This is a genomic window from Limosilactobacillus urinaemulieris (genome assembly GCF_014838745.1).
GTDB classification, from domain to species: Bacteria; Bacillota; Bacilli; order Lactobacillales; family Lactobacillaceae; genus Limosilactobacillus; species Limosilactobacillus urinaemulieris.
In genome coordinates, this window is the sequence record NZ_JABUXR010000008.1 from 53,818 (window position 1) to 78,366 (window position 24,549).

20 protein-coding genes and 2 pseudogenes are annotated in these 24,549 nt (G+C 34.6%); 21 read left to right on the top strand and 1 reads right to left on the bottom strand.

Annotated features, from left to right (window positions below):
- Positions 1–89 precede the first annotated feature (89 nt).
- The 15 genes from HUK45_RS05410 to HUK45_RS05480 all read left to right on the top strand — a co-directional run bounded on the left by HUK45_RS05410 (position 90) and on the right by HUK45_RS05480 (position 19,476).
- Positions 90–1,700 (top strand): glucosaminidase domain-containing protein, encoded by a 1,611-nt coding sequence (locus HUK45_RS05410; RefSeq protein WP_191911445.1) that lies wholly within the window; start codon positions 90–92, stop codon positions 1,698–1,700.
- Between the two features lie 104 nt (positions 1,701–1,804).
- Positions 1,805–3,583 (top strand): KxYKxGKxW signal peptide domain-containing protein, encoded by a 1,779-nt coding sequence (locus HUK45_RS05415; protein ID WP_191911446.1) that lies wholly within the window; start codon positions 1,805–1,807, stop codon positions 3,581–3,583.
- Between the two features lie 77 nt (positions 3,584–3,660).
- On the top strand, positions 3,661–4,659 hold the full coding sequence (locus HUK45_RS05420; protein WP_191911447.1) for a glycosyltransferase family 2 protein: 999 nt from the start codon (positions 3,661–3,663) through the stop codon (positions 4,657–4,659).
- Positions 4,660–4,808: 149 nt separating this feature from the next.
- The gene (locus tag HUK45_RS05425) at positions 4,809–6,164 is read left to right on the top strand and encodes an NlpC/P60 family protein (RefSeq protein ID WP_191911448.1); all 1,356 of its coding nucleotides are present in this window, start codon (positions 4,809–4,811) and stop codon (positions 6,162–6,164) included.
- Positions 6,165–6,235: 71 nt separating this feature from the next.
- Entirely contained in the window at positions 6,236–6,754 is a 519-nt protein-coding gene (locus HUK45_RS05430; protein WP_191911449.1) for a hypothetical protein, read from the top strand.
- A gap of 70 nt (positions 6,755–6,824) precedes the next feature.
- Positions 6,825–8,609, top strand: coding sequence for a KxYKxGKxW signal peptide domain-containing protein (locus HUK45_RS05435; RefSeq protein WP_191911450.1), 1,785 nt, complete (start codon positions 6,825–6,827; stop codon positions 8,607–8,609).
- 112 nt (positions 8,610–8,721) lie between these two features.
- Positions 8,722–9,744: an acyltransferase family protein gene (locus HUK45_RS05440; RefSeq protein WP_191911451.1), complete on the top strand. Its 1,023-nt coding sequence runs from the start codon at positions 8,722–8,724 to the stop codon at positions 9,742–9,744.
- 94 nt (positions 9,745–9,838) lie between these two features.
- Positions 9,839–11,473: a 6-pyruvoyl-tetrahydropterin synthase-related protein gene (locus HUK45_RS05445; RefSeq protein WP_191911452.1), complete on the top strand. Its 1,635-nt coding sequence runs from the start codon at positions 9,839–9,841 to the stop codon at positions 11,471–11,473.
- Positions 11,470–12,321 carry a UbiA prenyltransferase family protein gene (locus tag HUK45_RS05450; RefSeq protein WP_191911453.1) on the top strand — a complete coding sequence of 284 codons (852 nt, stop codon included), beginning with the start codon at positions 11,470–11,472 and terminating at the stop codon, positions 12,319–12,321. Before HUK45_RS05445 ends, HUK45_RS05450 begins: the two co-directional genes overlap by 4 nt.
- A gap of 63 nt (positions 12,322–12,384) precedes the next feature.
- On the top strand, positions 12,385–12,885 hold the full coding sequence (locus tag HUK45_RS05455; RefSeq protein WP_191911454.1) for a hypothetical protein: 501 nt from the start codon (positions 12,385–12,387) through the stop codon (positions 12,883–12,885).
- A 95-nt stretch (positions 12,886–12,980) separates the two neighbouring features.
- Entirely contained in the window at positions 12,981–14,513 is a 1,533-nt protein-coding gene (locus HUK45_RS05460; RefSeq protein ID WP_191911471.1) for an LCP family protein, read from the top strand.
- A gap of 142 nt (positions 14,514–14,655) precedes the next feature.
- Complete coding sequence (locus HUK45_RS05465; RefSeq protein WP_191911455.1) at positions 14,656–16,233, top strand: peptide chain release factor 3; 1,578 nt, start codon at positions 14,656–14,658, stop codon at positions 16,231–16,233.
- A gap of 10 nt (positions 16,234–16,243) precedes the next feature.
- The gene (locus HUK45_RS05470) at positions 16,244–17,725 is read left to right on the top strand and encodes a glycosyltransferase family protein (protein WP_191911456.1); all 1,482 of its coding nucleotides are present in this window, start codon (positions 16,244–16,246) and stop codon (positions 17,723–17,725) included.
- 37 nt (positions 17,726–17,762) lie between these two features.
- Positions 17,763–17,870, top strand: coding sequence for a KxYKxGKxW signal peptide domain-containing protein (locus tag HUK45_RS09790; protein WP_191911457.1), 108 nt, complete (start codon positions 17,763–17,765; stop codon positions 17,868–17,870).
- Between the two features lie 322 nt (positions 17,871–18,192).
- A complete protein-coding gene (locus tag HUK45_RS05480) occupies positions 18,193–19,476 on the top strand; it encodes a peptidoglycan amidohydrolase family protein (RefSeq protein ID WP_191911458.1) in 1,284 nt (427 codons plus the stop codon).
- A gap of 77 nt (positions 19,477–19,553) precedes the next feature.
- Here the strand turns inward: HUK45_RS05480 and HUK45_RS05485 are convergent, their stop codons facing one another.
- The gene (locus tag HUK45_RS05485) at positions 19,554–20,123 is read right to left on the bottom strand and encodes a hypothetical protein (RefSeq protein WP_191911459.1); all 570 of its coding nucleotides are present in this window, start codon (positions 20,121–20,123) and stop codon (positions 19,554–19,556) included.
- A gap of 105 nt (positions 20,124–20,228) precedes the next feature.
- Between HUK45_RS05485 and HUK45_RS09850 the strand changes: the two are divergent.
- The 6 genes and pseudogenes from HUK45_RS09850 to HUK45_RS09555 all read left to right on the top strand — a co-directional run.
- Positions 20,229–21,152, top strand: a pseudogene (locus HUK45_RS09850) (SEC10/PgrA surface exclusion domain-containing protein); the annotation flags it as partial.
- A gap of 12 nt (positions 21,153–21,164) precedes the next feature.
- Positions 21,165–21,818, top strand: a pseudogene (locus HUK45_RS09855) (hypothetical protein); the annotation flags it as partial.
- A 26-nt stretch (positions 21,819–21,844) separates the two neighbouring features.
- Positions 21,845–22,804 (top strand): hypothetical protein, encoded by a 960-nt coding sequence (locus HUK45_RS05495; protein ID WP_191911461.1) that lies wholly within the window; start codon positions 21,845–21,847, stop codon positions 22,802–22,804.
- A gap of 295 nt (positions 22,805–23,099) precedes the next feature.
- Complete coding sequence (locus HUK45_RS05500) at positions 23,100–23,840, top strand: hypothetical protein (RefSeq protein ID WP_191911462.1); 741 nt, start codon at positions 23,100–23,102, stop codon at positions 23,838–23,840.
- Between the two features lie 79 nt (positions 23,841–23,919).
- On the top strand, positions 23,920–24,156 hold the full coding sequence (locus HUK45_RS09550; protein WP_413230822.1) for an AlbA family DNA-binding domain-containing protein: 237 nt from the start codon (positions 23,920–23,922) through the stop codon (positions 24,154–24,156).
- The gene (locus HUK45_RS09555; protein WP_235972028.1) at positions 24,134–24,499 is read left to right on the top strand and encodes a hypothetical protein; all 366 of its coding nucleotides are present in this window, start codon (positions 24,134–24,136) and stop codon (positions 24,497–24,499) included. Before HUK45_RS09550 ends, HUK45_RS09555 begins: the two co-directional genes overlap by 23 nt.
- Positions 24,500–24,549 lie beyond the last annotated feature (50 nt).

A 24,549-nucleotide genomic window follows, 5' to 3' on the forward strand; every position in this document is an offset into this window, starting at 1 on the left:
TTTATTGACAAATAATAAAATTAATTAAAAGACATTTTTTTATGTGCTAAGATATCATGTAGTCTTATGTCTAAGGGGAGAAATATCTTATGCAAGAAAAGAAGCATTATAAGTTATATAAGAGTGGCAAACAGTGGCTATGCATGGCAATTGCGATCACTTCCGTCACACTTGGTATGAGTTTTGCTTCAAATGCGCAAGCTGATACTGATGTTCAACCACAAGCTAATCAAACAGCTGTAGTAACATCAGCTTCAACAAGTTCAACCAATGTGGAATCTAGCACTGTTAGTGCAGATTCTCAATCAGCAACAGTAGAAGTTGCAGAAAACACTAACGATAACAATTCAACAAGTAACGTAACAACAAATGAGAATAGTTCAGTAGCTATTAATGATAATAGTTATGCCATTGCCGCAACTAGTGCTAAGGCTGCTGCAGCTACAGTAACTACTCCAGAAAATGGCTGGAACAGTAATCACACTGCTTTCTATCAAAATGGTCAAACTGCCAATGGTTATGTTCAAACTGATGATGGCAATTACTATATGTTTAAGAATGGTGTTCGCCAAAGCGGTGTTCAGAAGTGGATGGGAACTTATTACTACTTTGATCCATCAAGCTATTTGCGAGTAGATAATGATTACCGTGAACAGGTATGGCAAGATGGTACGCATAATTGGTACATGTTTGGCAATGATGGTCGAATTGTTAGCGGCTTATATAATTGGCAAGGTAGTACCTACTACTTTGATCCAAGTAGCTACCTTCGAGTAGATAATGACTACCGTTCAACTGAGGTTGATGGTCGAGGAGTATTACTCGGTAGTAACGGAGTTGCCTTAACCGGAGTACAAAAGTGGATGGGGAGTTATTACTACTTTGATCCAGTAACTAAGCTGCGGGTTGATAATGATTATCGTTCAACTGAAGCAGATGGCCGGGGAGTATTACTCGGCAGTAACGGAATTACCTTGACTGGGGTACAAAAATGGATGGGAACCTATTATTATTTTGATCCAGTAACAAGACTGCGGGTTGATAATAATTACGTTCAATCTCAATGGGGCTTATGGTATATGTTTGGTGATGGCGGTCGAATTGTCACTGGTGTATACAATTGGCAAGGCAGTTTGTATTACTTTAACCCATCAAGTTATTTGAAAGAAACTAATACTTATGTCTATGCAGGTGGTAAGTCTTACTGGGCTGATGAAAATGGGATTTTGTCAGAAATTACTGATGCACATTCAGCTTTCCTAGCAAGCATTAAGGAAGCTGCTCAGGCAGGTTGGAAACAGTTTGGAGTTTTACCTTCAGTCACGGCAGCACAAGCCATTTTAGAGAGTGATTGGGGACAATCAGCATTAGCAACTCAAGGACATAATTTATTTGGGATTAAAGGAAATTATAATGGCCAATCGATTATAATGAGAACGGCTGAATATGGTTCTAATGGTTATTATTATATTAATGATGCTTTTAGAAAGTATCCAAGTAATTATGAGAGTGTTGTTGATCATGGACGTTTTCTTGCCTCAAATAGCCGATATAATAACTTACTTTGGCAAAAAGATTACCATGTTGTAACTGCTGATCTTCAGGCAGATGGTTATGCTACAGCACCAACATATGCTAGTCCTTTGAATCGAGTAATTGAAACTTATGATCTTACCGGTTGGGATCAAGAAGTTTTCTAGAAAATAAAAAAGCTTTGTTGAAAAACAAAGCTTTTTTATTTAGGATTTGGTATGATATTGAGTGTAAGAATAAGAAAGTACTAATACGGAGGCATTTAGTTGTTATGAAAAAACACTTTAAACTTTATAAAGCAGGGAAACTTTGGCTAACAGCAGCAATTTCTGTTTTAGGTATTGCAGCTACTAGTACTGTGGCTAATGCTCAAACAAAAGTTACAAATTATGCTGCTACTGAAGCTATGGTTGCAGCTCAACCAGCTAACGAAAATAATAATGTAAAATCTAATGCATCTCAAAATTCTGAAACTGCAACAAGTAGTCATGTTAATTCTGCAGATAAGACTGTTACAAGTAGTGCACCTGCTTCACCAACTTCAGCTACTAAATCAGAAGCACCCGCAAATCCGAGTCAAACAACAATTTCTAAAGATCCAACAAGTGATACTTCAAAGACTGATGAAGATACCAATAAACTTGTTAAAAAGGATGATGGTAAGTATTATGTAAATAATCAACTCGCCAACGGTCTGCTTCCAAATGGAACCTCAAAGTCGTATTTTAAAGATGGAGTCATGCAAACCGGAGTACAAGAGATTGATGGTAAGTTATATAACTTCAATGATAAAGGTTATCTCAGTAGCGGGTATGTCTCAGGCAAGGGTTACTTTGGTGATAATGGTCAATTAATTTCATCTAAAGAATTATTCCAACAAAAAAATGGTAAGTGGTATTACAAAGGTAATATTGCACAAAATAAGGTCGACTTTGATGGTAGTTCTTATTATTTCAAAGATGGTGAAAAACAAACTGGTATTATTTCAATAAATGGTACTAATTACTATTTTGATCCAAATAACCAAGGTAAATTAGGTACTGGCTATGTGCAACAAGATGGCAAATGGTATTACTTTGGTAAGGATGGTAAGCAAGTATCTGTTGATGCCTTAGTAGTTCAAAACGATAAGTACTACTACCAAGGGAAAGTTGCTAACGGTTATATTACAACTAAGAATGGAGCATATTACTTTAAAGACGGAGTTAAGCAGACCGGAATAATTGATGCTGATAATGGCATGAAGTATTACATGAATAAGGATGGTCAAGGAATTACCGGATATGTTCAGGACAAAAATGGTAATTACTACATGTTTGACGAAGGTGGTAAGGTTGTTTCTGGTGCCTACAATTGGCAAGGAAGTATCTATTACTTTGATCCAGTTACTCATTTACGGGTAGATAACACTTATGTAGCGACTGAAAAAGATGGCCGTGGATTGCTGCTTGGAAAGAATGGTATTGCTCTAAGTGGTGTTTATCTATGGTATGGTTCATACTATGCTTTTGATTATAAGACTCATTTGCGAGTAGATAATAATTTCTTTACTGCACAATGGGGGTTACAATACTACTTCAAGGATAATGGTCAAATTGCTTCTGGATTAACTAATATTAATGGTGATATGTACTACTTCGATCCCTCTAGCTTCTTAATGGTCAAGAATAACTATATCGCTACACAAAGAGATGGTCGTGGGGTACTTCTTGGTAATGATGGTAAGGCTTTGACTGGTGTACAAAAGTGGATGGGAACATTCTATTACTTTGACCCAACCACTTACCTTCGAGTAGATAATGATTATCGTGAACAAGTATGGCAAGATGGCACTCACGATTGGTACATGTTTGGTAATAATGGTCAGATTATTTCAGGCTTTTACAATTGGCAAGGTAGTTTATACTACTTTAACCCAGTGACATATTTAAAAGTTACAAACCACTATATTAGAAACACTAATGGTGTTATTTACCAAGCCAACAAGGATGGGCAATTAACGCAGGTACCTAGTTATATGTATGATTACATTTTGAAGTACTTCTTCTAAAAAAGTAGAATCTCTCTAAGCCACGATAAAAGCCTAGAGAGATTTTTATTATAGATTGTATTGTTTGGAGACAGAAAATGACAAAAGAAAAGTTATTGAGTATAATTATTCCGAATTATAATAGCGGGGAATTATTAAGAGAATGTGTAACTAGTATTACTAGTAATATGAATAAAGACGTTGAAGTATTAGTAATAGACGATGGTTCTACAGATAACTCTATAGATAGAATTAAAGAATTTAGTAACACTATCAGGATAATTAAACAATCTAATAATGGTGTTTCAAGTGCTAGAAATCGAGGCTTAAAAGAAGCTGTTGGTAAATACGTAATGTTTGTTGATGCAGATGATACATTAAATCAAGAGTGGAGTGATGTGGTACTTCAGGAAATACGTAAGGATAAAGATTTAATAATATTTAACTATACGAAAGGGGATAGTAAAGTAAAGATAATTGATGTCTGCAAATTATTAGAAGGTAAGCAATTAAAGAAATATAAATGTAAGATGTTAAAACTTCCTACATTAAATATGACTGTTTGGGGTAAGCTTTTTAAGCGCTCAATTATAACTACTAATAAAATTTCGTTTGATAGGCGTTTAACGCTGGCAGAAGATGGAGACTTTATGCTTCAATTTTTGCTAAAGGTTAATTCAATTTTATTAAATAACTACGTGCTCTATAACTATAGGAATAATAATAGTTCTACAATGAGAACATTTGATAATAATAAGGTTAGTAATTATTTGCTAGCCATGAAAGTTTCAAATACTAGATTGACTTCAAGTAGTTACTTGAGAAAAGCATTTAATTTTTATATTCTAATGCATCTTAATATAATGATGGTTCATGAAGTCTTTGATATTGACAATAATATAGATTATTTAGCAAGCAGAAGGAAACTAAAGCAAATTTTACAAACTGATATAATCAGTAGAGCTTTACAAAAAGTAAAAATAAGTGATTGTAAAGAGAAACAAACAATACCAATTATATTGTTAAAGTTGAAATTGTATGATATTGCAGGTTTAGCTTTTCGATTACGTTCGAAGCAAAATCATAAAAAAATCTAAGAAATTAAATTTCAAAAGTATTACAAAAAAGTTTCATACATTATCATTAGTTAACATATAGTCCTAATCTGTTCTAATTCTTTTTCTTTGTAGTATATTGGAAAATGTAAATTTTATTAAAGAACTGAAAGGGCTGTATTAAAAAGAATATGAATACCAAGAAACATTTCAAGTTATATAAGAGTGGCAAACAGTGGCTATGCATGGCAATTGCGATCACTTCCGTCACACTTGGTATGAGTTTTGCTTCAAATGCGCAAGCTGATACTGATGTTCAACCACAAGCTAATCAAACAGCTGTAGTAACATCAGCTTCAACAAGTTCAACCAATGTGGAATCTAGCACTGTTAGTGCAGATTCTCAATCAGCAACAGTAGAAGTTGCAGAAAACACTAACGATAACAATTCAACAAGTAACGTAACAACAAATGAGAATAGTTCAGTAGCTATTAATGATAATAGTTATGCCATTGCCGCAACTAGTGCTAAGGCTGCTGCAGCTACAGTAACTACTCCAGAAAATGGCTGGAACAGTAATCACACTGCTTTCTATCAAAATGGTCAAACTGCCAATGGTTATGTTCAAACTGATGATGGCAATTACTATATGTTTAAGAATGGTGTTCGCCAAAGCGGTGTTCAGAAGTGGATGGGAACTTATTACTACTTTGATCCATCAAGCTATTTGCGAGTAGATAATGATTACCGTGAACAGGTATGGCAAGATGGTACGCATAATTGGTACATGTTTGGCAATGATGGTCGAATTGTTAGCGGCTTATATAATTGGCAAGGTAGTACCTACTACTTTGATCCAAGTAGCTACCTTCGAGTAGATAATGACTACCGTTCAACTGAGGTTGATGGTCGAGGAGTATTACTCGGTAGTAACGGAGTTGCCTTAACCGGAGTACAAAAGTGGATGGGGAGTTATTACTACTTTGATCCAGTAACTAAGCTGCGGGTTGATAATGATTATCGTCAGTCCCAATGGGGTAGTTGGTACATGTTCGGTAATGATGGTCGGGCAGTGTCAGGCTTATACAACTGGCAAGAAAGTTTATACTATTTTGATCCGGTAACCTATTTAAAGGATACCAATACCGAAGTTACTGTAAATGGTCAAAAATATAAGTTAGATAGTAACGGAATTGCAACTGCGGAAAACGATGGTGTTAATCGTGCTTTGTCAATGCAAGGTACTCCATATGTTTGGGGTGGAAACAGGCCTGGTGGTTTTGATTGTTCTGGACTAGTGCAGTGGGCCTTTAATTTAGGATCAAACTACCGGACTACTTACCAACAACAAACATTGGGTACTCACCATTATGATGTTTATAATGCTCCTAAGGGTGCACTATTATTCTTTGGTAGTGACAGTGCTCCGTATCATGTAGCTATTTCTCTCGGTAATGGTTCATATGTTCATGCTCCAGAACCCGGTGATGTTGTAAAGATTGGTTATACTAAATACTTTACTGCTAGTTACTATGTCGTTTTATAATAACTGGTTAATAGTATAGATGTAATTTGGTATAATATAATTACTATCAAAATTTAAGGAGCGCAGATTATATGATCAAAAAATTTATGACAACAGTTTTGGCTGGGACTTTAATGTTAACCTTAGCTGCTTGCGGTAACTCAAAGAGTGCTTCTTCTAGTTCAAGTAGTTCTTCATCAACAACTACTAAGGCAGTTAAAGAGGTTAAGCACCATTCAAAGAAGAATTCATCATCAGCTAAAAACAATAATAAAGCAAAAAATTCAAGTAGTGATGATTCAACAACAACTACTTCAAAGGTTGCAGGATCAAATTATAGTGTAACTTCTTCCCAATCAAAGGGTGTCGTTAATAATGAATCATCATCTTCTCAGATGACAATGACTGCTCAAGATGCTAAGAATATTGTAAAAGAACATATCGGTAATCAACTTAATAATGCGGGAATTGCAGGTCAACCCAAGCCTAATGTTCCAACAGCAAGTGAAGTTGATGGATATACAGCTGTGCAAAATGGTACAAACAATTGGACAGTCAGTGGTAATGGACACATCTATCATGTAACCACTACTTCAGTAACAGGAAATTAATTATTACTATGACCTTTCTCTTTAATTAAGATGAGAGGTCATCTTTATATAAAAGAGGTACTAAACGATAATGAAGAAACATTTCAAACTTTATAAGAGTGGAAAAAATTGGCTTGTTGCGGGGATTGTAACTTTGGCTGCTGGATTAACACTTTTTGCAACTCCAGCGAATGCGGACACAGTTACGGATAGTAACTCACAAGTAGTTAATAATATTCAGCAAACTCAAGTTGTTAATAGTGAGCAATCAACTTCATCAACTAATAGCAATCAAAGTGAGGTAAGTACTGAGTCGCAAGTTACCCAGGCTACTACATCTACTAGCACTAATGCTCAAGCTACTGCAACTGCTACCACTACAGTTAGCTATGCAGCAAATGCCAACGAAAAAAATGGTTGGGTAAAGCAAGCTGATGGGACAATTGCTTATTATCGTAACGGTCAATTAGATAATGGTCGTGAATATGTTCAACTTGATTCTTTAACAAATCCAGGAAATAAAGATTGGTACTTATTAGACAATGGAGTTGCAACATCTGGGGTGCAAAAATGGATGGGAACTTATTACTACTTCGATCCAACCACTTATTTACGAGTAGATAACGACTATCGTGAACAGGTATGGCAAGATGGTACGCATGATTGGTACATGTTTGGTAAGAATGGTCAAATTGTCACCGGTAAATATGACTGGCAAGGTAATGTCTACTATTTTGACCCATCAAGTTATCTTAAAGTAGTTAATGACTATCGAGCAACTGAAGCTGATGGACGAGGAGTTTTACTTAGTAGTAATGGAGCAGCCTTAAGTGGTGTTCAAAAGTGGATGGGAACCTACTACTACTTTGATCCAGTGACTAAATTACGGGTAGATAATAAATATGTCCAATCACAGTGGGGCCTTTGGTACATGTTTGGTAGTAATGGTCAGATTGTTAGTGGCAAATATGATTGGCAAGGAAGTACCTATTACTTTGATCCATCAAGTTACCTTAAAGTAGTTAATGATTACCGAGCAACTGAGAGTGATGGACGAGGAGTATTGCTTGGCAATGACGGTCAAGCCTTAAGTGGTGTTCAAAAGTGGGCTGGGACTTATTACTATTTCGATCCAGTAACTAAGTTACGGGTAGATAATAACTATGTTCAGTCACAATGGGGCGACTGGTACATGTTTGGCAATGACGGTCGAATTGTACAAGGCTTCTATAATTGGAAAGGAACACTTTACTATTTTGATCCTAGCTCTTACTTAGTTGTAAAGAACACTTTCTTTAATGGTAATGGCTATTGGGGTGATTGGGATGTTCATTATGCTGATGGTAATGGTGCAGTTCATTCAGTAACTTACTTTAGTCAATTTAGACCAATTAATGCTCCTGAAGGTTGTGCTGCTGCTAGTCTTGCAATGTTGTTAAGTATTAAGAATGAATGGCCAAGTCTTAGTTACCTGTATGCTACTCTTCCTCAATATGGTGGAGTTTATAGTGTTGCAAACTTTAGGGGAATTCTGCCAATTGATACGTTAGCAGCATACGCACAAAAGTTTGACTCTAATATTAAGAATCTTAAAGGTGCTAGTTTAGGCAACTTGTCTAATATTGTTCTTTCAGGGCATCCAGTTCTTTATTATGGTTGGTCATCATACGAAACAGTTTGGACGGGAAGAAATCATGCTAAGTTAATTATTGGTGCTCATAATGGTCTGTATCATGTAGTTGATCCATGTTACTTCTACCGTTCTCAAGGTGCTCATACAATGGGTGGTAATCGTTATGACTGGGGTGCTGATAGCTGGCGTACTTGGGGTGATATTGCTTCCGAATATGCTGGTAGTGCGCTGACATTACTATAATGGTAAGAAAGTAGAAAATGTTATTTAATATATCTTTGTGAATGTAAATGTGCCTTCATAGTTTGACTTTTGCCGAGCTTTGAAGGCTATTTGTGTATGAAAGGCTTATAAAATGAAGAGAGACAGTCGTTTTGAATTGCTAAGAATATTAAGCATGTTTTTAATAATGTTATTTCATTTTGAATATTTTGGAGAGACATGGCGAATAGATAAGGCCAATTCATTATTAGACCAAATAATATTATCTTCTTATTTACCATTTGGTAAGATAGGTGTGTATTTATTTATAATGATTACGGGATATTTTGTCGGTATTAAGAGTTACCGTATAAAGAAAAGTTTAACTAAAGCATTTATTATCTGGAGTGAAACAATATTTTATTCCGTAACACTATTCTTAATAATCGTTTTATTAGGTTTGATGAATTTTTCATTTAAAAATTTCATTGCAGCATGCTTGCCGTTTATTACTAATCAGTACTGGTTCGTTAGTGCTTATATTATGTTGTTAGTCTTAATCCCATTTATAAATCTTGCTGTTGAAAATTTAGCAAAAAAGCAATTTATGTATTTAATTATCATTACTAGTTTTTTTGGTTGCTTTTTGACTTCGATCAATAATAGTACCTTTACTTCAGAAATTTCATTTGGATATATAATTCCGCCTTATTTAATTGGAACTTTTATAAGAAAATATGGGATACAAGTAAGCTATGTAAAAATTAAAATAACTATTTTATATTTGGTAGCTGTATTATTAACTGCTTTAATAAGTTATTTTGGTTATGGGAAGTATCGCAGTTTTTTTAATTTTGGTATATTGGAATTATTAATAGCAACGTTAGTTTTTGTTGGTTTTACTAAGAATCGGCCTTTTCATAATATAGGGATAAATACGATAGCTAAAACAGTTTTTGCTTCGTATCTAATAACCGATAATTTATATTTAAAAGCAGTTATTTGGAACTTCCCATTGTTTCATAATTCTTCAGTATCACCTATTTGGATGAATATAATAGGATTTGGAGTGGCTGTTGGATTACTGATAGGGAGTTCAATAATTGATTTACTGAGAGACTACCTGTTTAATTTGCTGAAATTTAAGTCAAATAGATTCTTACCAAAGGAGAAGTAGCTATAAAATGAAGAAAAGTATAATAAAGTATCGGTTACAGTTATTCATGTTTTTTTGCATAATGGCTGCTATATATATTTGGAGTTTTGCGCATTTGCGGATTGTTTTTGGTTCAGGAGATCTGATGTTCCAAGCTAATCGAATTGAAGAACTTTATCAGGATGTGCTCCATGGAGTTTTTGTTCCACGAATTAGTACGTATACATTTAACCAAGTCGGTAGTGGGATCAACTTCTTTTATCCATGGATTTTGCTATACCCGTTCGTTATTTTTCAGTTAATTACCCATAATCCAATTAGTGCTTTTTATTTAGGAATATTTTTGGAAACTTTAGTAACATTGTTGCTTTCATATTATGCAATGAGAAAGTATTCAGCTAGTAAGAAACGAGCAATTATTTTTGCTATTACTTATACTTTTGCTAACTATCGACTTTACTTGGTTTTTAATCAGAATGTTCTGGCTGAATCGATCGCATATACGTTTTTACCATTGGTATTACTTGGATTTTATGAAGTCTTTTACCAAAATATTAAAAGTTGGCCAATTTTAGCAATTGGAATGACAATGCTGCTTTATTCGCATATGTTAACAACTGCTCTAACTGCGTTGTTTATGTTAGTCACGTTGGTAGTTACTTGGAGATGGATCAGCAATAAGAGATTAAGATTATTAGCGGGAGTTAAGGCTGCTGGACTAAGTTTCTTATTATCTGCTTTTTATTTGGTGCCGTTCTTTGAACAAACAGTTTCTAACCATTTGAAAGCATCCTGGGTGGGGCTCCTTTTTATTAAAACACCGATGGAAACAATAACTTCATCAATTAATAACGAGCCAACCCAAGTTGTTGGTTTACTGTTGATGATTGTTTTGATATTTGGCTTCTTCTTTTGGAAACGAGCAAATACAATAGATCGTTATACTTATCTTTCTGGGATCATACTAGTAGCTTTAACTACAACGCTATTTCCATGGGCTAAGTTACTTAATACGCCAGTTGCTAACTTACAGTTTCCATATCGGCTTACTGGACTTGCAACTTTGATGTTAGCAATTTATTTATCGGCAGTTGTTACTTATATATTTGATAACTTGCAGAATAGATATGGTATTAGTAAAATCGGCTTTGTTGTTATATTCTCACTTTTATCAGTTGGTTTAACATATTCAGCTGAGCAGCAAATATTAGCACAAAGAATTAGCATTCCAATGCTAGACCGTGTGCCAACTCCTAGTCACTATTACCCTGAAGAGCATGGTAAGGGATACAATCTAACCAGCAGCAATTGGAATAATATGTTTCATTATTATTCGCATAATGGTTCATTTGACTATTTCCCGGTTACAATAAATGGTGATAATGTTACTGACCTAGTAACTCATCATGCCTTTGTTAATGGTAGGAAAGTAGCTTTTGCTTCTCGGTTGAAATCGAAGCCAAATGAAATTGTTTATGATTTATCAGGAATCAAGAATGGAACGTTGGTTGAGTTGCCAATATTGTACTATCATAACGATCTGGTTAAAGTGGGGGAAAGTAATTATTTGAAACCTACTTTAACGAAGAGAACCACAGTCAAGATAAAGGTTCCTGTAAAAGACAAAACTGTTAGTTTAAAATACTTCAATTCTAAACTAGATAACGGCTCAATGTTAGTTTCAATTCTAACTTGGCTTGGGTTAATTATTGTTTACTTTAAGTATAAATTGTCAGGTAAGGAAGAATGAAAGAATATATAAAATTAATACGACCATTTCACTGGATAAAGAATATCTTAATATTTGTACCCCTCTTTTTTGGTGGGCAGATTACTAATATTCATAAATTAGGAATTTTGGTGTTAGGATTTATCTCATTTAGTTTTGTTGCTTCGTCTGTATACATTATTAATGATATTCAGGATGCCGAGAAAGACCGCAAACATCCCAAAAAGAAATTCCGGCCAATTGCTAGTGGCAAGATCAGTAAAATAAATGCGGCTAAGTTTCTAGTAATTTTGTTAATTATTGCTGCTTTGATTATGATTTATGCCTCAATGGATACTGGAAACTGGTTTGCAATCTTTGCTTTACCTTTATCATATTTAGTAATTAATATTGCATATAGTAATGGCTTGAAAAATATTCCATTATTAGATGTAGCAATTATTTCTTTGGGTTTTGTCATTAGGTTGTATTACGGTAGCATTTTATCTAATATTGCAATATCAGATGCCTTATTTCTAACAGTTGTTTCGGCTTCGTTCTTCTTAGGCTTTGGTAAGAGAAGAAATGAGCTAAAGAAAGGAACGAGTACGAGAAAAGTCCTGAAAGCTTATAATATTCACTTCCTTGATAAAATTATGTATGTTTTCATTGGATTGACTTTAGTGTTCTACTCACTATGGACGATTTCCAAAGGAGAAGACTTGGTATATACGGTTCCCTTTGCAATGCTGATTGTGGCTGACTATTGTTTGATTATTGAGAGTGATAGTTCTGATGGTGATCCAGCTGAAGTGCTGAAACATTCAAAAACATTGTTGAGTTTATTGGTGTTGTTTGCGGTGATACTGTTTGTATGTCTGTATGTTTAGAGCTTAGATTAGTTACTGCAATTTAAACATATTAGCTAGGAGAAGTAGGAGGTGTATGTATCAGTGAAAAATTTTGATTATAAAAGTATTATAAGTGGAAATCTAAATGGTGAAACTGAAGAAAAAAGATTTGCAAAATTCAATGGACTATCTGAAAAACAAATTGATTTAATGATTGATGAAAGGAAAGCAACACACCCATCAAAGTATGTTACTTTTCTATCTATAGTTTTAGTACTTTTTTCATTATTATTAACCAGTTTTGATCAAGCAGCAACTCTTGATCATAATGAAATTTATGGGCAAATTCAAATTTTAACAGAGACTAAAGAATATAAACAATTAAATGCTAAAGAACAGAAAAAAGAGATTCAGAATGCCATAAAAAAAGCAAATAAAACTGACCTTAATGATACAAATCTTTTGTCTATAGTTTTATCAATCTTTACTCTTATAACTCTACTGGCTTTAATTATAGCGGTTAATATGATAATAAGAGCCAATAAAGAACTCCATGAATTATATACATATAGAAGAATTTTAGACGAAAATATAACTAATTAATTTACAAATTTATTAAGACCTATTATATAAAATTGAAATTTACTTTGTTCCTATAGTATATTTGAAGAGTTATAGAAAATTATCAATTGAGGTATCTGCATATGAGTGAAAATCACGAATCACGTGAAGAATATCGAAAAAAGTTAGAAAAACGAATTCATGATCAAGTTGAGAAAGATCGTGCAGCTGGCCATGCTCCTAGGCCAAAGCGAAGTTTTAATTTGAAAAAATTATTCTCTGGGATTGGCTCTAATTCCTTGAAAAAGCCACAAGTAACAAGCTCACAATTTAATGGTAATGCTAGTCGACCAAATAAAGAGAATAATTTACCAGAAGTTCACCATTATCGTACTCCTCGCTGGGTAAAGAATATTATTTGGGCTTTGGTAATTCTAGTTCTTTTAGGTGGGGGATATGAATATCACAAGATTCATTCGGCTGCTCAGAACATCTTCGGTGACGGCGATGGTAAAATTAGTCGAAAGTTACAAAAGGGTGAGCCGGTTTCTGTTCTTGCGATGGGGACTGATGTTGGAGCACTAGATCGTGGTAACTCAGGTGGTAACACTGACTCATTAGAATTATTCACGATTAATCCAAAGACAAAGAAGATTACGATGACAAGTATTCCTCGTGATACCTTAGTTCGCGTGAATACAAAGAAAGGGCCAACCTACGTTAAGATCAATGCAGCTTATTCTATAGGTGGACCTAAACAAACGGTTAAGCAGGTATCTGAATTATTAGATGTTCCAATTGATTATTATGCAGTACTTAATATGGGAGTCCTCAAGAAAGTTGTTAACACTGTGGGTGGTGTAACCGTTGATAACCCATTTGCCTTTACTTACGAAGGACATCACTTTAAGAAGGGAAAGCAACACTTGAATGGTGAATTAGCCTTGAAGTACTCACGGATGAGGTATGAGGATCCAAATAATGATTACGGTCGTCAAAAGCGGCAACAACAGATCATTGAAAGTGTTATCCAAAAGTTTAAAGCATCAGGTTCGATTACTACGGCTAATAAGATTCTTGATGCTGTTAAAGATGGTGTGAAGACTAATATCCCAATTGATGACATTGCAACCTTATATGGTAATTATCACGCTGCGATGAATAAGGTTATTACTTACCATTTCCAGGGGCAAGATGCTACTATTGATGGTGTTTCTTTCCAAATTGCTAGTCCAAAAGAAATTAATCGAATTTCAAAGTTAGTTCGTAAGCAACTCGGCTTGAAGCCAAAGAAGGTTGTTAACCATGAAACTAAGATGTACAAGTCACAACCTACTTATAATGGAGTAACTAATACAAACTTTATCCTTCCAGGTGGCGCTTCTTATAACGAACCGGGAAGTGGTAATGGTAGTGATTATGTTACAACTGGTGGACACAGTTCGAGTCGTCGGAACAGTTCAACCTCGACCAGCGTTTCTACATATTACAATCGAACACCATCTCGTTCATATAGCGGAACCTACGAGCGGAGCCAACGAACTTACGGTACTACGTTTAACTATGGAACGACTCAGTATGAACGCCAACGGACTTATCAAAGTTCAACTCCTAGTCGTAGTACGGAGACAACTGGAAGGGTAACTATTTCTGAAACAACAAGAGAATAAAGTTAAAGAGAATTTTGCACGAGTGTCAAAATTCTCTTTTATGATCAAATTTAAAGTAGCTGTAATTGTAACTATTTTCATAATATACTAAACTAATATAGATATTGCGCAAAAACAAACTATTTAATGAAAGGAAAACAAAATGTCACCAAAACAACTTGCTGAAGCAGTTAATAAGCGGCGGACATTCGCCATTATTTCACACCCGGACGCGGGGAAAACGACAATTACTGAACAACTTTTACTTTTTGGTGGAGTTGTTCGTGAAGCGGGTACTGTTAAGGCCCGGAAGACTGGTAATTTTGCTAAGTCTGACTGGATGGAAATTGAAAAGAAGCGGGGGATTTCAGTTACTTCGTCCGTAATGCAGTTTGATTTCCAGGGAAAACGGATTAATATCCTTGATACACCAGGGCACGAAGATTTTTCTGAAGATACTTACCGGACTTTAATGGCGGTTGACTCTGCAGTGATGGTGATCGACTCTGCTAAGGGGATTGAGCCACAAACAAAGAAGCTTTTCCAAATTTGTAAGATGCGGGGAATTCCAATCTTCACCTTTATGAACAAGTTTGACCGGGATTCTCGTGATCCACTGGATTTGTTAAACGAGGTTGAAGAGACTTTAGGGATCGAAACTTACCCAATTAACTGGCCGATCGGTTCTGGCCGGCAATTTAAAGGAATTTATGATCGTTTTAACCGTCGAGTTGCCTTAACTCACCCAGCCGATGAAGATAATCCATATTTGCCATTGGACGATGATGGTAATGTTAAGGGCGATAATCCATTGGCTAATGATGGTGAATGGCAAGATGCTTTAGATGAAATGGAATTAGTAGATGTTGCTGGTAACCAGCTTGATCGGGAGAAGATTGCTGCTGGAGATCAAACGCCAGTCTTCTTTGGGTCTGCATTAACTAACTTTGGGGTGCAAACGTTCTTGGAGACTTACCTTCAGTTTGCTCCAGCGCCAAGTGATCACCATACGGAAAATGATGGGTATGTAAAACCACTTGATCCAGAATTTTCCGGTTTTGTTTTCAAGATTCAAGCCAACATGAATCCTCGACACCGGGATCGGATTGCTTTCGTCCGGATTTGCTCAGGTGAATTTGATCGGGGGATGGATGTTACCCTTGAACGAACTAAGAAGCCAATTCGTTTGTCTAACGTGACTGAATTTATGGCAGATACCCGGGAAAACGTTGAAAATGCGGTCGCCGGTGACATCATTGGGTTGTATGATACTGGAAACTTCCAAATTGGTGATTCGATCTATACTGGTAAAAAAGACATTAAGTTTGAAAAGCTTCCACAATTTACCCCTGAATTATTTATGCGAGTAACGGCAAAGAACGTGATGAAACAAAAGTCCTTCCATAAAGGAATTAACCAGTTAGTTCAAGAAGGGGCAGTGCAGTTATTCCGTTCATACACTTCTGGAGACTATATTCTCGGTGCTGTTGGTCAACTTCAATTTGAAGTTTTCAAGTTCCGGATGCAAAACGAATATAACTCTGAAGTTGTAATGGAACCAATGGGGAATAAGACTGCTCGCTGGATTGATCCTGATCAGCTTGATGAGAAGATGTCGTCATCACGTAATATCCTTGTTAAGGACATTCATGATCAACCATTATTCCTGTTTGAAAATCAATTTGCTGAGAACTGGTTTAAACAGAAGTATCCTGATGTGAAGTTGACGGCGAAGTTGTAAAAGAAAAGATATGAGAAAGTTTAGTAATAGATTTATTAATGTATTTTACCTGCCTCTAGTAGTGATTAGTTTATTTGGAGCAGTATCATTCTTGTTGGATCAGTTATACGTACTTCAAGCAAAGAGTATCTTGATTATTGATATATTTTTAATAATCATTGGTACTTGTTATCTAATTAAGTGGGGGGAGATAAGGGTTGCTATTGATTTAATGGTAAAAAGATTAGGAAGTAAGAACATCAAAAGAGGATTAGTTGTTCTGATTTTAATATGGCAACTGGTAATGATATTGTCTATTTCTGGATTTAGCACTTGGGATCCAGGAATAATCATTTTACAGGCAACTGGTCAAAAACAGTGGGTACCTGATTACTTTTCATATAATCAAAACACCTTGCCATTGATGTTTTTTGAACATTTGGTTTGGCGATTGATAGGATCGCCTAGTTACAAAGTGCTAACGATAGTGCTTAATATAATTAATATGGTACTAGTAGATATAAGTGTTTATCTTCTTCTAAAATATGAAAAGCAGCAATTAAGTAAAAAAACACTAAATTATATTTTGATATGTATATGTCTATTGATGTTAGTAACACCATGGATTTGTCTTCCATATAGCGATCCGCTTTCGTTTGCCTTTACGATTTTCGCATATCTTGGACTTAAGTCTCTCAATGAAAGATATTCATTACTTAAGGCTATAATAGTTGGAACTCTAATTGCAGTTAATTACTTTATAAAACCATCAACAGTAATTATTTTAATAGCGTACATTATTGTGTCATTTGTATTTACTATATCTAGCAAAGAGTTAATTAGTAATTTACTTAAAAAGCTAACAATTATTTTTGCAACTATGTTTGTGCTTATTGGTGGATTTAACTTATATAAATCTCATAATTCAATTATAAAGATTGACAATAGTAAAGCATTGAATTTGGTTCATTTTGCAGATATGGGAATCCAAGGGACTGGTGGATATTATTTGCCAGATGTCGATCATGATATTAAGATTAAGGACCCAAAGGAGAGGTTAAAATCTGATAAGGAAATTTGGTTTAAAAGATTTAACAAAATGGGACCACTTAAGTATCAAGCATTTTTAGTAAGAAAACAGGTTGCCAATACTGAGGATGGTAGTTTTCATTGGGGAAAAGAAGGAGAATTTATAAATAGTTTTTCAAGAAGTCAGTATTTTCTTCCGAGAAAATTATTTTTAGATAGTGATGGTATTGCAAGAAAGTACCAGGAAACTTTTGCTATCGTAATTCAATTGTGCTGGATTATTCTATTAGTTAATTTAGTATTTGTTTTGCAAAGATCGGATTATAATTCGCAATTTCTAAAATATGCTATTGTTGGTTTCTTCGCTTTCTTGCTAATTTTTGAGTCAGGACGGAGTAGGTATTTGATTCAATTCTTACCATTAATAATTTTGTTAAGTGGAACCGGTTATGAAAATCTAAAACTAAGAAAAATGTCTAGATAAAGCAGAGTTTATATACGGGGAGATATAGTTAGAAATTATGGATAAGGGAAAACATTATAAGCTGTATAAAAGCGGTAAGAATTGGCTTTGTATGGCTATTACAACGCTGTCAGTCACAATGGGGGGGGTACTTTTTATCAAGTAGTGCACAAGCTGATACTAATGATCAACCACAAGCTAATTCAACAGTTGTAGCAACATCAGCTTTAACCAGTTCGACTACTAATGAAGCATCTAGTGCAGAAACTCAATCATCAATAGTAGAAGCTGCAGAAAATACTAGTGGTAATAAGCAAGGAGACACTACCACTGCCTCAGCTACGGCTAAACAAGCAGCAACTACTACCACTACTACACCGGTAGTTAATACCACACCTAAAAACGGCTGGAATAGTGATCACACAGCCTTTTACCAAAACGGAAAATTAGCCAATGGTTACGTCCAAGCTGATGATGGCAATTACTACATGTTCAACAATGGTACTCGTCAAAAAGGTGTCCAAAAATGGATGGGGACTTATTACTACTTCGATCCAACCACTTATTTACGAGTAGATAACGACTATCGTGAACAGGTATGGCAAGATGGTACGCATGATTGGTACATGTTTGGTAAGAATAGTCAAATTGTCACCGGTAAATATGACTGGCAAGGTAATGTCTACTATTTTGACCCATCAAGTTATCTTAAAGTAGTTAATGACTATCGAGCAACTGAAGCTGATGGACGAGGAGTTTTACTTAGTAGTAATGGAGCAGCCTTAAGTGGTGTTCAAAAGTGGATGGGAACCTACTACTACTTTGATCCAGTGACTAAATTACGGGTAGATAATAAATATGTCCAATCACAGTGGGGCCTTTGGTACATGTTTGGTAGTAATGGTCAGATTGTTAGTGGCAAATATGATTGGCAAGGAAGTACCTATTACTTTGATCCATCAAGTTACCTTAAAGTAGTTAATGATTACCGAGCAACTGAGAGTGATGGACGAGGAGTATTGCTTGGCAATGACGGTCAAGCCTTAAGTGGTGTTCAAAAGTGGGCTGGGACTTATTACTATTTCGATCCAGTAACTAAGTTACGGGTAGATAATAACTATGTTCAGTCACAATGGGGCGACTGGTACATGTTTGGCAATGACGGTCGAATTGTACAAGGCTTCTATAATTGGAAAGGCAGTCTGTATTATTTTGATAATTATACTTTCCTAAAAGTAACAAATGATTGGCGTGACGGTGTCTACTTTGGGAACGATGGAAGAGCTATTAACCCTAGCGATACGTTTTCAGGCCGAGTAATAAGTTGGTTTCGCAATCATGAGGGGAATTTGACTTACTCTATGTATGGATCGCGTAATGGTGAAGATGGAACTGCAGATTGTTCTGGAGCAATGACTGAGGCTTTGTATGAAGCTGGTGCTACCAAGCCAAATGAAATATATGATACTGGCTCAATTTCGCCATATCTATTATTAAATGGATATTCTTTAGTGTATGAAGGGCAAAAATATTATAATCCAAGGTTTGGTGATATTGTAATTTGGGGTCCTAAGAATCATACTACTGGTGGCAATGGTCACATGGTTATTGTCTCTAATATGTCATCTAACCCTAATTGCATCTCAGTTAATTGGTTGAGTAGAGGCAAAAAGGGCGCTGCTGTGAGTGAAAACAATTATTATTGGTATTGGAATACTCATGGCAAACAGTACCAACAAGTATTTCGACCTAATAATATTGAAAAGTCTTAATTATAAAAGAATACTCGATAACTGATTTGAGCTATCGAGTATTCTTTTTAATTATTAAAGTAAAAAGTTAAAATCAATTATTTCCATTCACCAGTAACTGAATTAAATTGTTGAGTTTGGTTAGTTTGACTGTTGTACTTATATAACCCGTTAAGGTGAGATACAGAATTATCATTGTTATTAGTTCTAATTTCAACCTGATAATTATTTGCACCCAAATCAGTAACTACATAATTATCAGTACTTGTTGGTTGCATGTTGTTAGCTTTTAAGAAGTTGTTTAAAACGGTAGATTCATTACTGGTGTTATTAGTAGTAGCAACTTTTTGTGTTGAAGTATTGTTAGTCTTTTGAGGGGTGTTAGTATTAAAGCTTGAACTCTGATTAGTCGATGCAGCAGAAAGTACCTTTGTGCTTTGACTTTGAGTATTTGGCTCAGTTACTTGGCTATTAGCAACATTGCTACTTGATTCACTGATTTTTAATTGTGAAGAACTCTTTTTATGACTATTATTTACGACTTTACTTGAAGCAGCCTGTTCTGGTTTCTTGTTAGTAGAAGTAGTATTATTAATAGTTGTGCAGCCAGCTAAGCCAAGGGCTAATGCAATAACAGCAAAACTTGATAAAATCTTTTTAGATGTCATGATAATCTTCCTTTCTCAGGAATCAAAATAGAAGGACTTCCTTCTATTTAATTGAAACACGGAAGAAAGATTTTTGTAACTTTATTGTAAAATTAGGAGTAAAAAATGAATAAAAGAAATAAAAGGGTCTTATTGCTAGCGTCTACAGTTTTATTAGGACTCGTAGCAACGACAAATGTAAAAGCAGATAATACTGTAGAACAATCATCTAATAGTGTTCAAACCGCGACGATTACTTCAAATAATAGTATCAGTTCTTCTTGGCAACAAACTACTGAAAATAATAGTCAATCGGCTGTAATAGCAGCTCAAACAGTAAATGTTCCAGATGGTTATACACTAGATGCAGTACGGAATGTGAAAACAAAAGTGCAGGCCGATGAACTGGAAAAGATTGCGATTAATGGAATTTATAATAATAACTACCGTTCTAATACGACTGCAGCAAATGAACGGATAGATATTAATAATTTAAATGACGCACAGACTAGAGAAATGAATCAGTATGCCATCAATCTAATCAATCAAACACGAAGCCAATTTGGCGAAGCACCCTTTACTCAAAATGACGATACCATTAATACGGTAAAAGGAATGGCTTTAAAGTACCAAGAGAAAAATGAATCTTTGATGAATGGTGGATGGCATGATCCAGAAATTCTTCAAGGAAATAGTGAAAATATTGCTGCACAGCAAATATATATTGATAATATATCTGGATTAAGAGCTCGACCATTTGCTGAAGCTATTGGTAAAGATTTTGCAGATAATAATAACGTTCCATTATTTACTGTAAATACTATGGATGATCTACATGCCCTTATTTATTATGGAATCATGGGAATGCTATTTAATGATGCCTCTGATTTATTTGGTCACGCTCAAAACTTCTTAACTAATTACCAACCCAATAATAATGTAGCGGTTTATCCTTCTTTAACTTATGGTACTGGAGAAGGACACTATTCAAATGGTCAAACTTTTACATTTAAATTGGAAAATGTGGACATGCATTACATTTGGGCCGGTGCTAATGCAACAACTGATACTGAAAATGGCTGGCAATATATCAACGATCAATATGTATATTATCAAAATGGCAAGCCGTTATTGGGCCGACAATATATTTCACTACCAACAATTAATGGTGTGGGAAATAGTTGGTATCTTGTTGATAATGGTGTTGTGCAATCGAAAGTTCAAAAGTGGATGGGGACATACTATTACTTTGATCCAGTTAGCTACTTGCGAGTAGATAATAATTATGTTCAATCACAATGGGGATTATGGTATCTCTTTGGTGATAACGGACAGATCTTAACCGGAGTTCAAAAGTGGGCTGGTTCATATTACTACTTTGATCCAACAACTTATTTACGCGTTGATAACGCTTATGTTCAATCACAGTGGGGAGACTGGTATTTATTTGGTAATGATGGACGAATCCTTTCTGGTATCCAAAAGTGGGCTGGTTCTTACTATTATTTTGATCCAGTAACTTATTTACGTGTCGACAATAACTATGTTCAATCACAATGGGGAGATTGGTACATGGTAGGTAACGATGGTCGAGTTGTTTCCGGATTCTATAATTGGATGGGAACACTATATTACTTTGATCCTGTGACATATTTGAAAAAAGTTAACTGTTACTTCTGGGTAAATGGTGTCCATTATTGGGCTGATGAGTACGGTAGAGTCGTTAGAGGGTAGGTATTGAGATGAGTAAAAAAATAGAAGAATTTTTTTCTGGTGATAATCACCGAACTGAAGGATTAGAATTTTTAATAGGTCTACCTATTGTGCTTGGACCATTGTCTTTAATACTAGAAGTTTACATTTATTCAAAAATAAAAAATATAATTATTGTTTTTATTTGGTTAGCCTTATTTGTGGCACTGACTTTACTTTTAACTTACTTAGAGTACAGTTTCTCAAATAAATTAATAGAATTAAGAAAGCAACAAAAAAGAGAAATTTGGCAAACACAGCTTAACAAATGGAGTGCCTTATTAGCATTACTAGTACTTCTGGCATTTGAAGTTCTATTAGTAGTAGAGATGTTCTATAATAAGTTACGAGCTTTTAATTATTTAATACTATCAATTTATGGGTTAGTGTTTATTATTTCTATAATAATATTAGAAATATTTATTAATTTTGCTCCGAGATATAATAAAAATGCTAATGAAATTATTGGTAGTATTGAGATAACGTTATGTAAAAATCTAATAGACAGATGGGAATGGACAAGTGATCTCTTTGACTGGGAAAAAGCAAAATTTTTTATTCAAATAAAAGGTTATCGTGGGACATATGAGGAGAATAATACATTAAGGAAAAATCTTATCAACTTAAAGAAGCATGATGTGATTGCTTTTGAAAAGTTAAAATATTTAATTTCAGAAAAATGTAATACTAATAACCTTCTTCAATTAGTTAGTCTTTTATTTGCTTTACTTTCATTGTGCCTTGCCTTTGATAATAAATATCATATAAGTAGTAATTATTTTGCAGTATTGATGGGAAAAAATGAAAATAATATTACATTATGGATAGTAAGTATTTTTATAGGCTTTTTGCTTTTTCTTTTACTAGAGATATTTAAGAAGATAGCTGATTTTAAAAAGCAACCAATTTATGACGAAATTAAGTTAATTATAGACGATTGCGATAGCTAGTAGGTTAGCGAGCTGATATGTTAGCCCAGGCTTCATCGTTCGCTTGGGTAGTGCAAATTTCACATATGATTTTAATGGAGAAGATTACCCACTTCATATCCAATTAGATGGACGAACCAAAACGTGTATGTTGAATAAATTAAGTTATTGATTTTAAACTATCGAAAATGGAAATATGTTGAAGTGCTGCTAACGGATGTGTTTGATGAAGTGCGGAAAAAGCTAGGGTGGTAATTTAAAGGTAGAATGTTAAAGTTTGAAGCAGTTTAATATCAGTGACTGGGTATTGTAGAAAATGAATGATAAACACTTTATTATAGGACAAGTAGTAACTGTTATTATTGCAATTGTAGGACAAGTGATAACTATTGCTATTGCAATTGTTGGCTGGCACATTACTACTAATAATACTAAATCTCAAATTGAAAATAGTGTAGACATCGAGGTAGCACAGCAGATTATTAATGCAAGGCCATATATGTTAACAGGTAAGGGAAAATATAAGAATGGAAGCATTATTGCGAGTGCATCTAAACACATTGATTTTAATAAAATATCAAATGAAGATCTAACTTATATTGAAAATAATGGATCTAATCCATTGAATAATTTAACAATAGTTGTTTCCTATGTTGATGATGAAACCGATTATTTAATTTATCATTATTTTAAGATTGAAAGTCTGAATCCAAATGAAAGAATTTATCTGATAAGCGGAATTAATAACGAAAGGGTAGAATATATTAATACCCAATTTGATACAAAGAACAATGAGACTGTTCAAGTTTCTTATGATTTTAAAGATTATAATGAATCAATTCCAGGATTACTAACTGAATTAAATGATTTTCCTAAAAAGGAAATAACGTATTATGATGACGCAACCAATATTAAAAGTTTGAAAAAAATAAGTGGGGATAACACACAGGTAAAAGACATTAAATCACTTAAGGGGATTAATGATCTAAATACTCAGATAGATCATCCAGTAGATGAAAAACATTTGTATTTCCAGGATTATCTTTTTAATGAATAGTAGAAATGAAAATACCTGGTAAAACACTATTGACAAGAGTAGAAGTAATCGCAAAGTTACGGAGCTTGACTATATCTTAATATCATTTACCAATGCTGACGGTGGAACAGTGGCGCTTGGAATTAAGAATAAACAGTTTGAGGGGATTGATCATTTAGATACCCATAAGATCAATGACTTTAAACAAGTAGGGTATGATTTAATCTATCCTGCTCTGAAAGTAAAAACTGAATTTCAGAAGGTTACTGTTAATGGTAAAGATAATCGGATCATGCTTTTAACCGTTGAATCCAATGATAAATATGCTTTTTTCTAACTCCAAAGATGAGGTTTATTTACGGATTGGTGATGAAAGCAAAAAGCTAACTTATAAGCAAATTGAAAGCCTTAATTACAGTAAGGATATTCGATCCTATGAGCAGGAAACTGTTGAAACAGAATTACTAGCAGATCTAGATCAAGACTTACTAGAACAATATAAGAAGCTCAACCATTTTAATGGTGATGATGTATGGAAATTGTTATTCTCTAAGGGCTTTGCTAACCGTAAAATGACCACAGATGATTCATATGTTTATAAGCTCAATGTGGCGGGTGTCTTAATGTTTGCTGAAATGCCAGATGCTTTTTATCCCAGGAGCAAGAGTTCGGTTTATTAGATATAGTAGAACGCAAGCTGGCGTTGGCGAAAACTTAGATGTCATTAAGG

What these genes read in the sequence shown, in the direction of transcription:
- HUK45_RS05420 (WP_191911447.1), top strand. Translation starts at nt 3,661, where the DNA reads ATGACAAAAGAAAAGTTATTGAGTATAATTATTCCGAATTATAATAGC.
- HUK45_RS09790 (WP_191911457.1), top strand. Translation starts at nt 17,763, where the DNA reads ATGGATAAGGGAAAACATTATAAGCTGTATAAAAGCGGTAAGAATTGG.
- HUK45_RS05440 (WP_191911451.1), top strand. Translation starts at nt 8,722, where the DNA reads ATGAAGAGAGACAGTCGTTTTGAATTGCTAAGAATATTAAGCATGTTT.
- HUK45_RS05435 (WP_191911450.1), top strand. Translation starts at nt 6,825, where the DNA reads ATGAAGAAACATTTCAAACTTTATAAGAGTGGAAAAAATTGGCTTGTT.
- HUK45_RS05465 (WP_191911455.1), top strand. Translation starts at nt 14,656, where the DNA reads ATGTCACCAAAACAACTTGCTGAAGCAGTTAATAAGCGGCGGACATTC.
- HUK45_RS05480 (WP_191911458.1), top strand. Translation starts at nt 18,193, where the DNA reads ATGTTCAACAATGGTACTCGTCAAAAAGGTGTCCAAAAATGGATGGGG.
- HUK45_RS05450 (WP_191911453.1), top strand. Translation starts at nt 11,470, where the DNA reads ATGAAAGAATATATAAAATTAATACGACCATTTCACTGGATAAAGAAT.
- HUK45_RS05470 (WP_191911456.1), top strand. Translation starts at nt 16,244, where the DNA reads ATGAGAAAGTTTAGTAATAGATTTATTAATGTATTTTACCTGCCTCTA.
- HUK45_RS05415 (WP_191911446.1), top strand. Translation starts at nt 1,805, where the DNA reads ATGAAAAAACACTTTAAACTTTATAAAGCAGGGAAACTTTGGCTAACA.
- HUK45_RS09555 (WP_235972028.1), top strand. Translation starts at nt 24,134, where the DNA reads ATGATAAATATGCTTTTTTCTAACTCCAAAGATGAGGTTTATTTACGG.
- HUK45_RS05495 (WP_191911461.1), top strand. Translation starts at nt 21,845, where the DNA reads ATGAGTAAAAAAATAGAAGAATTTTTTTCTGGTGATAATCACCGAACT.
- HUK45_RS05430 (WP_191911449.1), top strand. Translation starts at nt 6,236, where the DNA reads ATGATCAAAAAATTTATGACAACAGTTTTGGCTGGGACTTTAATGTTA.
- HUK45_RS05410 (WP_191911445.1), top strand. Translation starts at nt 90, where the DNA reads ATGCAAGAAAAGAAGCATTATAAGTTATATAAGAGTGGCAAACAGTGG.
- HUK45_RS05500 (WP_191911462.1), top strand. Translation starts at nt 23,100, where the DNA reads ATGAATGATAAACACTTTATTATAGGACAAGTAGTAACTGTTATTATT.
- HUK45_RS05485 (WP_191911459.1), bottom strand. Translation starts at nt 20,123, where the DNA reads ATGACATCTAAAAAGATTTTATCAAGTTTTGCTGTTATTGCATTAGCC.
- HUK45_RS05425 (WP_191911448.1), top strand. Translation starts at nt 4,809, where the DNA reads ATGAATACCAAGAAACATTTCAAGTTATATAAGAGTGGCAAACAGTGG.